Raw genomic sequence first — 8,388 nt, 5'->3', positions numbered from 1 at the left:
GGCCTCGGCTGCCGCGGGCGCCGGCGCGGCATCCTGGGCGAACGCCGCCGGGGCCAGCAAGCCGCCGGCGATCACGGCGGCGAGCGCTAGGCCCGTCAGCTTGTTGAATCTCAATGTCGTCATTGTCGTTATCCCCTTGTCCCGATGAGTTCGGCGCGCGTCACAGCGCCGCCGTGCCGGTCTCGCCGGTCCGAATGCGCACGGCGTCCTCGACATCGAGGACGAAGATCTTGCCGTCGCCGATCTTGCCGGTGGCGGCCGCCCCCTTGATGGCCTCCACGGCCTTGCCGGCGGCGGCGTCGTCGACCACCGCCTCGAGCTTCACCTTCGGAACGAAGTTCACCTGGTACTCGGCCCCACGGTAGATTTCGGTCTGGCCCTTTTGCCGGCCGTAACCCTTCACTTCCGAGACCGTCAGTCCCTCGATGCCGGCCGCCACGAGCGCTTCGCGCACGTCGTCCAGCTTGAAGGGTTTGACGACCGCTATGATCAGTTTCATCGCCTGCTCCTGCTCGCCCCAAGCCAGGGGGCGAGCGCTCGATTGACCCGCATCCGCCGGAAGATGCGGCTGGCATCCCCCCTCCGACGGCCAAGGGCGACGCTATCGACGTGCGGCGCGCGGAACGGCGCCTGGTAACTTCTGATCAATGAAAAGGCGCGCTCGGCACGATTGCTGTGCACAACGGGGGTGTGGCGCCTAAAATTGAGGCGGAATGGCGCTCCAGCGGGCGAATGCGACCGGGCTACATGAGGTTCGGAGCGGAACAAAAGCCGCGCCCCGAGCGCTTGAACGGGACGCATCCTGGTGGTGGGGGGCCAGGGAGCGTCATTCGGAGGCGATGACGATGACGATGAAAACCCTGCTCACGGCCGCCGCCGCCCTGGCGCTGATCGGCGGTGGCGCCCATGCGGGCGAGGGCGGCAAGAAATCCAAGCCCGCCGACTCCGCCCAGATGCATGATCAGGCGAACGATCAGATGAAGGACGAGGCTGGCAAGGCGATGACCACGCCTGGCGCGGACGCCTCGGCCACTACGGCGATGCCCGACACCAGCGTCAACCCGCCGGCTAACGACGCCGCGGCCATGCCGCCAGCCAGCCCCGACGCCTCGGCCGAGGGGGTTCCGGCCTCGGCGACGGTCAGCGCGAACGCCACCACCAACGGCCCGGTGGCCGACACGCCGGAGAACCGCGCCAAGTACAAGCCGCTGTCGCGGGCCGGCCGCGCCACCGCTGCGCGCGGCAATTAGAACAAGGCATTCCGCTTGAAGCGAAGGTCGGCGGGCCCTATGGTCCGCCGACTTTTTTTGCGCCTGCGAAACCCCAGCCAATGCCAGCCGATAAGCCGCTTTCGTTTCAGGGTCTTATCCTGAAGCTGCATGACTATTGGAGCCGCCAGGGCTGCGTGATTCTGCAGCCTCACGATGTCGAGGTGGGGGCGGGCACGCTCCATCCGGCGACGGTGCTTCGCGCCTTGGGGCCCAAGCCCTGGCGCGCGGCCTATGTGCAGCCTTCGCGCCGGCCGGCCGACGGCCGCTATGGCGAGAATCCGAACCGGCTGCAGCACTATTACCAGTATCAGGTGATCCTGAAGCCGAACCCGGACAACCTGCAGGAGCTCTATCTGGGCAGCCTGGAGGCGATCGGCCTCGACACCCGCCTGCACGACATCCGCTTCGTCGAGGACGACTGGGAAAACCCGACCGTCGGCGCCTGGGGCCTCGGCTGGGAGGTCTGGTGCGACGGGATGGAAGTCACCCAGTACACCTACTTCCAGCAGGTGGGCGGCCTGGACGTCTGGCCGGTGGCCGGCGAGCTGACCTACGGGCTTGAGCGCCTAGCCATGTACCTGCAGAACGTCGACCACTTCACCGACCTGGCGTTCAACGACCCGGACGGCCCGCTGCCGATGACCTATGGCGACGTGTTCCTCGAGAACGAGCGCCAGCAGTCGGAAGCCAACTTCCACCTCTATGACGTCGACACGCTGAAGCGTCAGTTCGAGGACATGGAGCGGCAGGTGCCGCGCATGCTCGAGGGCCGCGGCCCGCAGGGCCAGCGCACCGTGCTGCCGGCCTACGACCACGTGCTCAAGGCCAGCCACCTGTTCAACCTGATGGACGCCCGGGGCGCGATCGCCGTGGCCGAGCGCCAGAGCTACATCGGCCGCATCCGCGACCTGACCAAGATGTGCGCCGAAGCCTGGGTTGAAAACGAAGGCGGCAACGTTTGAGACACGCCGTTCTCACCACCCTCGTCGCCCTTGCGGCGTCCGTCAGCCCGGTTCTATCTGCGTGCGCTCAAGAAGCGGAGCGGCCTCCAGAGCAAGAGGTCATCTTCTCTGATGAGCAGGACGCGCAGGTCGTCGCGGCGTCGAACGAAGCCCGCAAGTCGTTGCCCGTGTTTTGGGCGAAGTTCGAGGCCAAGCCGGCTGGCTACGGCCACTACGCGGTCAAAGCGGCCTTCAAGACCCGCGCTGGCGCCACTGAGAACATCTGGGTGAACGTGATCGGTCGGGCCGACGGCAAGGTGACCGGAGAACTCGCCAATGAGCCGTACGATCTGGGCGACCTGAAGGTGGGCGACCAAGTCGAAGTCGATGAGGCGGCGATCACCGACTGGCAGTATTCGAAGGGCGACAAGCTCTATGGCCATTTCACAACGCGAGCGCTGACCGCTCGCGCCAACGCGGCCCAACGCGCGCAGTCGGCGGAACTATTCTCCCCGCAACCGCTCGAGGCCGGAGCTAACTGATGCCCCAGCTTCTGATCGAACTGTTCTCCGAAGAGATTCCTGCGCGTATGCAGGTGCAGGCCGCGCGGGACCTTGACCGCATGTTCCGCGAGCGGCTGGCCGAACAGGGTCTGCTGCCGGAGGGCCTCAAGACCTTTTCCGGCCCGCGCCGCCTGACCCTGGTGGCCGAGGGGCTGCCGGAGGCCCAGGGCGACCGCCACGAGGAGCGCAAGGGCCCCCGTGTCGGCGCGCCCAACGCCGCCATCGACGGCTTCCTGCGCTCGACCGGCCTGACCCGTGATCAGCTCACGGAAAAAGACGGTGTCTGGTTCGCCCATATCCACCGCAAGGGCCGCCCGACCGCCGAGATCGCCGCCGAGATCCTCGACCATGTGATCCGCAACTTCCCATGGCCCAAGTCGATGACCTGGGGCCGTGGAACCCTGCGCTGGGTGCGGCCGCTGAAGCGCATCGTCTTCCTGTTCGACGGCGCGGTCGTGCCGTTCAGCATCGACGGCGTCGAGGCCGGCGACGTCACCGAGGGCCACCGGTTCATGGGCTCGGGCAAGCCCTTCAAGGTGAAGGACTTCGACAGCTACCGCGACAAGCTGGCCGCGCACTTCGTGATCCTCGACCCCGAGGAGCGCAAGGATCGCATCATGGACGGCGCGCGCACGCTCTGCTTTGCGCGTAACCTGGAGCTGGTCGACGACGACGGCCTGCTGGACGAGGTCGCCGGCCTGGCCGAATGGCCGACCCCGGTGCTCGGCGACATGGATCCGGCCTTCCTGGACCTGCCGCCGGAGGTGATCCGCACCTCGATGCGTACGCACCAGAAGTACTTCGCGGTGTCCGACCCGCGCGGCGCCAACGGCAATGGCGAGCGCAAGCTGGCTCCGAACTTCCTGACCGTCGCCAACATCGAGGCGGCCGACGGCGGCAAGGAGATCGCCCGCGGCAACGCCAAGGTGCTGTCCGCCCGTCTGAACGACGCCCGTTTCTTCTGGGACGAGGACCGCAAGGTCACCCTCGAGGACCGTCTGGCCAAGCTGTCCGGCGTCACCTTCCACGCCAAGCTCGGCACCCTGGCCGAGCGCGTCGAGCGGCTGGAACTGCTGGCCAAGGCGATCGCGCCCCGGGTCGGCGCCGACGTTCCCAAGGCGGTGCTGGCCGCGCGCCTGTCCAAGGCCGATCTGGCGACCGGCATGGTCGGCGAGTTCCCCGAGCTTCAGGGCCTGATGGGCGGCTACTACGCCCGCGAGGAGAAGATCAGCCCGGTCGTCGCCGACGCCATCCGCGACCACTACCGGCCGGTCGGCGCCAAGGACGAGGCGCCCGACACCCCGGTGACCATGGCCGTGGCCATCGCCGAGAAGCTCGACACCCTGGTCGCGTTCTTCGCCATCGACGAAAAGCCGACCGGCTCGCGCGACCCCTACGCTCTGCGCCGCGCCGCGCTCGGCGTCATCCGCATCCTGCTGGGCTCCGAAGCCCGCGCCCCGGTGCGCGAGCTGGTCGCCGACTGGTACAAGTCGCTGCGCTGCTACGTCGATCCGGGCCGTGCGCTCTACGTCTCGACCCGGCGCACCACCGGCTATCTGGGTCCGGCCTACCGCTCTCCGTCGGAAGTCTTCGAGACCTATGTCGAGGAATTCGAGAACGCGCTGCTCGAAGGCGTGCCCTACGTCGTTTCGACGACCGAGGACTTCGACATCCGCTTTGACCGCTCGGCCGCGGCCGGCGATCCGCCGGAGGGCGAGATCCAGTACCAGTTTCGCCCCTACAGCGTGGTCGCCGACGAAGTCATGGGCTTCATGGCCGACCGGCTCAAGGTCGCCCTGCGCGACCAGGGCAAGCGCCACGATCTGGTCGATGCGGTGTTCGCGCTCGGCGACGACGATCTGGTGCGCATGGTCGCCCGGGTCGAGGCGCTCGACCACTTCCTGACCGGCGCCGACGGCCAGAACCTGCTGGCCGGCTACAAGCGCGCCGGCAACATCCTCAAGGCCGAGGAGAAGAAGGGCGAGCTTCCGGTTGGCCCTGCCGTCGGCATGCCGGCCGCGCCGAAGGAGGAGGGGGCCCTGATCGCCGCCCTCCAGGCCGCCGAACCGGCCGTGGCGCAGGCCTTGCAGCAGGAAGACTTCGCCGACGCCATGCGTGCCCTCTCGGGACTGCGCGCGCCGGTCGACGCCTTCTTCGAGGCGGTGCTAGTGAATTCTGAAAACGCGGCGGAACGTGAGAACCGCCTGCGTCTTCTCGTGCAGGTTCGCGACCTCATGGAACGGGTCGCGGACTTCTCGCAAGTGACGGGCTAAGGAGGCCTTAGGAATGTCGACCGATACGCTGACCAAGTCGCGCTGGGTCTATTCCTTCGGGGGCGGCAGCGCCGATGGCGACGCCTCGATGAAGAACCTCCTCGGCGGCAAGGGCGCGAACCTCGCCGAGATGTCTTCGCTGGGCCTGCCGGTGCCGCCGGGCTTCACGATCACCACCGAGGCCTGCGTCCACTACTATTCCAACGACAAGCAGTACCCGGCCGAGCTCAAGGAGCAGGTCGTGGCCGGCCTCGCCGTGGTCGAGACGACCACCGGCAAGAAGTTCGGCGACACCGCCAACCCGTTGCTGGTCTCGGTCCGTTCGGGCGCCCGCGCCTCGATGCCGGGGATGATGGACACCGTCCTGAACCTCGGCCTCAACGACGAAACCGTCGAAGGCCTGGCCAAGCTGTCGGGCGACCGCCGCTTCGCCTTCGACAGCTATCGCCGCTTCATTCAGATGTACTCGGCCGTGGTGCTCGACCTCGACCACCACATGTTCGAAGAGATCCTCGACGAGCATAAGGAACGCCTCGACGTCACCGTCGACACCGGCCTGACCGCCGAGGACTGGGAAAAGGTCGTCGCCGACTACAAGGCCGCCGTCCAGCAGGAGCTGGGCCAGCCGTTCCCGCAGGATCCGCACGCCCAGCTGTGGGGCGCCGTCGGCGCCGTGTTCGCCAGCTGGATGAACGACCGGGCCAAGTTCTATCGACGCATGCACGACATCCCGGAAAGCTGGGGCACCGCCGTCAATGTGCAGTCGATGGTGTTCGGCAACATGGGCGACTCGTCGGCCACCGGCGTCGCCTTCACCCGCAACCCGTCGACCGGCGAAGCGCGGCTCTACGGCGAGTTCCTGATCAACGCCCAGGGCGAGGACGTCGTCGCCGGCATCCGTACGCCCCAGGCCCTGACCAAGATCGCCCGCGAGGAGATGGGCGAGAAGGCGCTCTCGATGGAAGAGGCGCTGCCTGAGGTCTTCCAGCAGTTCAAGGCAGTCGTCGAGAAGCTCGAAAAGCACTATCGCGACATGCAGGACATCGAGTTCACGGTCGAGCAGGGCCGGCTCTATATGCTGCAGACCCGCAACGGCAAGCGCACCGCCAAGGCGGCGCTGAAGATCGCGGTGGACCTGGCCAGCGAGGGCCTGATCACCCAGGAAGAGGCGATCATGCGGGTCGAGCCCGCCAGCCTCGACCAGCTGCTGCACCCGACCATCGACCCGGCCAGCCCGCGCGACGTGGTCACCACCGGCCTGCCGGCCTCGCCCGGCGCGGCGACCGGCAAGATCGTCTTCAACTCCGACGAGGCAGAGCGCCTCGGTTCGGCCGGCGAGGCGGTGATCCTGGTCCGTGACGAGACCAGCCCGGAAGACATTCACGGCATGCACGCCGCCCGCGGCATCGTCACCGCCCGCGGCGGCATGACCAGCCACGCGGCGGTCGTCGCCCGCGGCATGGGCCGGCCCTGCGTCTCGGGCGCCGGCGAACTGCAGATCGACACCAAGGCCGGCGAACTGCGCGTGCGCAGCCGCGTCTTCAAGACCGGCGACATCCTGACCATCGACGGCTCGCGCGGCGAAATCCTCGCCGGCGCGGTCCAGATGATCGAGCCCGAGCTGACCGGCGACTTCGCCGCCCTCATGGCCTGGGCCGACAAGGTCCGCCGCCTGAAGGTCCGAGCCAACGCCGAAACCCCGCTCGATGCGCGCACCGCCCGCCAGTTCGGCGCCGAGGGCATCGGCCTCTGCCGCACCGAGCACATGTTCTTCGACGAGGACCGCATCGCCGCCGTGCGCGAGATGATCCTCGCCGACGACGAGGCCGGCCGCCGCAACGCCCTGGCCAAGATCCTGCCGATGCAGCGCAACGACTTCGTTGAGCTGTTCACGATCATGGAAGGGCTGCCGGTCACCATCCGGTTGCTCGACCCGCCGTTGCACGAGTTCCTGCCGCACACCGAGGCCGACCTCCAGGCCGTCGCCGACGCCACCGGCATCGACGCCGCCAAGCTGATGCGCCGCGCCAAGGAGCTGCACGAGACCAACCCGATGCTCGGCCACCGCGGCTGCCGCCTGGCCGTCTCGTATCCCGAGATCTATGAGATGCAGGTCCGGGCCATCTTCGAGGCGGCCTGCGAAATCGCCGAAAGCGGCAAGGCCGCCCCGATCCCGGAGATCATGCACCCGCTGGTCGCCAAGGGCGAAGAGATGCGCTTCCTGCGCCAGCTGACCGACAAGACCGCCCAGGCGGTGCTGAAGGAGCGCGGCCGCGAGATCGAGTATCAGGTCGGCACCATGATCGAACTGCCGCGCGCGGCGATCCGGGCCGGCGACCTGGCCGACAACGCCGAGTTCTTCTCGTTCGGCACCAACGACCTGACCCAGACGACCTTTGGCATCAGCCGCGATGACTCCGGCCGCTTCCTCGGCGCCTATCTGGAAAAGGGCATCTTCGAAAAGGACCCCTTCGTCAGCCTCGACCAGGAAGGCGTCGGCGACCTGATCCGCATCGCCGCCGAGCGCGGCCGTGCGGTGCGTCCGAACGTCAAGCTCGGCATCTGCGGCGAGCATGGCGGCGACCCGGCCTCGATCGAGTTCTGCGAGAAGGTCGGCCTCGACTATGTCAGCTGCTCGCCGTTCCGGGTGCCGATCGCCCGTCTGGCCGCGGCCCAGGCCGCCGTCGGCGGCATGGAGAAGGACCGCTAGTCTTCCGCGACCGGGCCCGCCGGGCGGCGGGCCCCAAATGCTCCGGACACGAAAAGGCCGCGCGATCAGCGCGGCCTTTCTTGTTTCAGGCTTAGCCCTGGAAGGTCTTAGGCGGCCTTGCCGCGGGTCCGCTCGTCGGCGCGTATGGAAAAGGCCTGCTAGGCTTCCCACGAGCGGCCGCGAAGCGGGGCCCAACGCTCCAGACACGAAAAAGGCCGCGCGATCAGCGCGGCCTTTCTTGTTTCAGGCTTAGCCCCTGGAAGGTCTTAGGCGACCTCGCCGCGGGCCCGCTCGTCGGCGCGCGAGCGGCGCACCATCGAGCCCAGGCCGAAGAAGCCGACGATCATCATCAGCCAGGTGCCAGGCTCCGGGATCGGGCTAGGGCCAGGGCCGGGGCCAGGGCCGGGACCAGGGCCGGGACCAGGGCCAGGGCCGGGACCAGGGCCAGGGCCAGGGCCAGGGCCGGGACCAGGGCCGGGACCGGGGCCAGGATCAGGACCGGGGCCGGGACCCGGATCAGGACCGGGGCCGGGACCCGGATCAGGACCGGGGCCGGGCCCCGGATTCGTCGGCTCTTCTTCGCCGGGCGGGACGTACGTGCCGCCGCCGCCGCCGCCGCCGCGCGGGCCG

8 protein-coding genes are annotated in these 8,388 nt (G+C 68.3%); 5 read left to right on the top strand and 3 right to left on the bottom strand.

Features of this window, described 5'->3' with window-relative positions:
• Positions 1 to 160: 160 nt before the first annotated feature.
• Complete coding sequence (locus OUA97_RS22680) at positions 161 to 499, bottom strand: P-II family nitrogen regulator (protein ID WP_267234358.1); 339 nt, start codon at positions 497 to 499, stop codon at positions 161 to 163.
• Positions 500 to 845: 346 nt separating this feature from the next.
• Here OUA97_RS22680 and OUA97_RS22675 point away from each other — a divergent pair, with 346 nt between their 5' ends.
• The 5 genes from OUA97_RS22675 (at position 846) to ppdK (ending at position 7,758) form a co-directional block, all read left to right on the top strand.
• Entirely contained in the window at positions 846 to 1,250 is a 405-nt protein-coding gene (locus OUA97_RS22675) for a hypothetical protein (RefSeq protein ID WP_267234357.1), read from the top strand.
• 80 nt (positions 1,251 to 1,330) lie between these two features.
• Positions 1,331 to 2,233, top strand: coding sequence for a glycine--tRNA ligase subunit alpha (locus OUA97_RS22670; protein ID WP_267234356.1), 903 nt, complete (start codon positions 1,331 to 1,333; stop codon positions 2,231 to 2,233).
• Positions 2,230 to 2,754 carry a DUF2314 domain-containing protein gene (locus tag OUA97_RS22665; RefSeq protein ID WP_267234355.1) on the top strand — a complete coding sequence of 175 codons (525 nt, stop codon included), beginning with the start codon at positions 2,230 to 2,232 and terminating at the stop codon, positions 2,752 to 2,754. The genes OUA97_RS22670 and OUA97_RS22665 overlap by 4 nt, the downstream gene beginning before the upstream one ends.
• Positions 2,754 to 5,048, top strand: a complete 2,295-nt coding sequence (gene glyS / locus OUA97_RS22660) for a glycine--tRNA ligase subunit beta (protein WP_267234354.1) — start codon at positions 2,754 to 2,756, stop codon at positions 5,046 to 5,048. Before OUA97_RS22665 ends, glyS begins: the two co-directional genes overlap by 1 nt.
• A 13-nt stretch (positions 5,049 to 5,061) precedes the next feature.
• Positions 5,062 to 7,758: a pyruvate, phosphate dikinase gene (gene ppdK, locus OUA97_RS22655; protein WP_267234353.1), complete on the top strand. Its 2,697-nt coding sequence runs from the start codon at positions 5,062 to 5,064 to the stop codon at positions 7,756 to 7,758.
• Positions 7,759 to 8,024: 266 nt separating this feature from the next.
• On the opposite strand, the gene OUA97_RS23495 is transcribed toward ppdK, so the two are convergent.
• Both OUA97_RS23495 and OUA97_RS22650 read right to left on the bottom strand, forming a co-directional pair.
• Positions 8,025 to 8,105 (bottom strand): hypothetical protein, encoded by an 81-nt coding sequence (locus OUA97_RS23495; protein WP_416362454.1) that lies wholly within the window; start codon positions 8,103 to 8,105, stop codon positions 8,025 to 8,027.
• Between the two features lie 2 nt (positions 8,106 to 8,107).
• Positions 8,108 to 8,388 (bottom strand): hypothetical protein (locus OUA97_RS22650; protein WP_267234352.1); only part of this gene is annotated, 281 nt, incomplete at its 5' end.

Source organism: Phenylobacterium sp. 58.2.17 (assembly GCF_026411515.1).
Lineage (GTDB): Bacteria > Pseudomonadota > Alphaproteobacteria > Caulobacterales > Caulobacteraceae > Phenylobacterium.
Note: the sequence above shows the minus strand (reverse complement) of the source record. Positions and strands in the feature narration are given on the sequence as shown.

Excerpts from the sequence above, each read along its gene's own strand:
- ppdK (WP_267234353.1), top strand. The coding sequence starts at position 5,062 with ATGTCGACCGATACGCTGACCAAGTCGCGCTGGGTCTATTCCTTCGGG.
- glyS (WP_267234354.1), top strand. The coding sequence starts at position 2,754 with ATGCCCCAGCTTCTGATCGAACTGTTCTCCGAAGAGATTCCTGCGCGT.
- OUA97_RS22670 (WP_267234356.1), top strand. The coding sequence starts at position 1,331 with ATGCCAGCCGATAAGCCGCTTTCGTTTCAGGGTCTTATCCTGAAGCTG.
- OUA97_RS22680 (WP_267234358.1), bottom strand. The coding sequence starts at position 499 with ATGAAACTGATCATAGCGGTCGTCAAACCCTTCAAGCTGGACGACGTG.
- OUA97_RS23495 (WP_416362454.1), bottom strand. The coding sequence starts at position 8,105 with ATGATCGTCGGCTTCTTCGGCCTGGGCTCGATGGTGCGCCGCTCGCGC.
- OUA97_RS22675 (WP_267234357.1), top strand. The coding sequence starts at position 846 with ATGACGATGAAAACCCTGCTCACGGCCGCCGCCGCCCTGGCGCTGATC.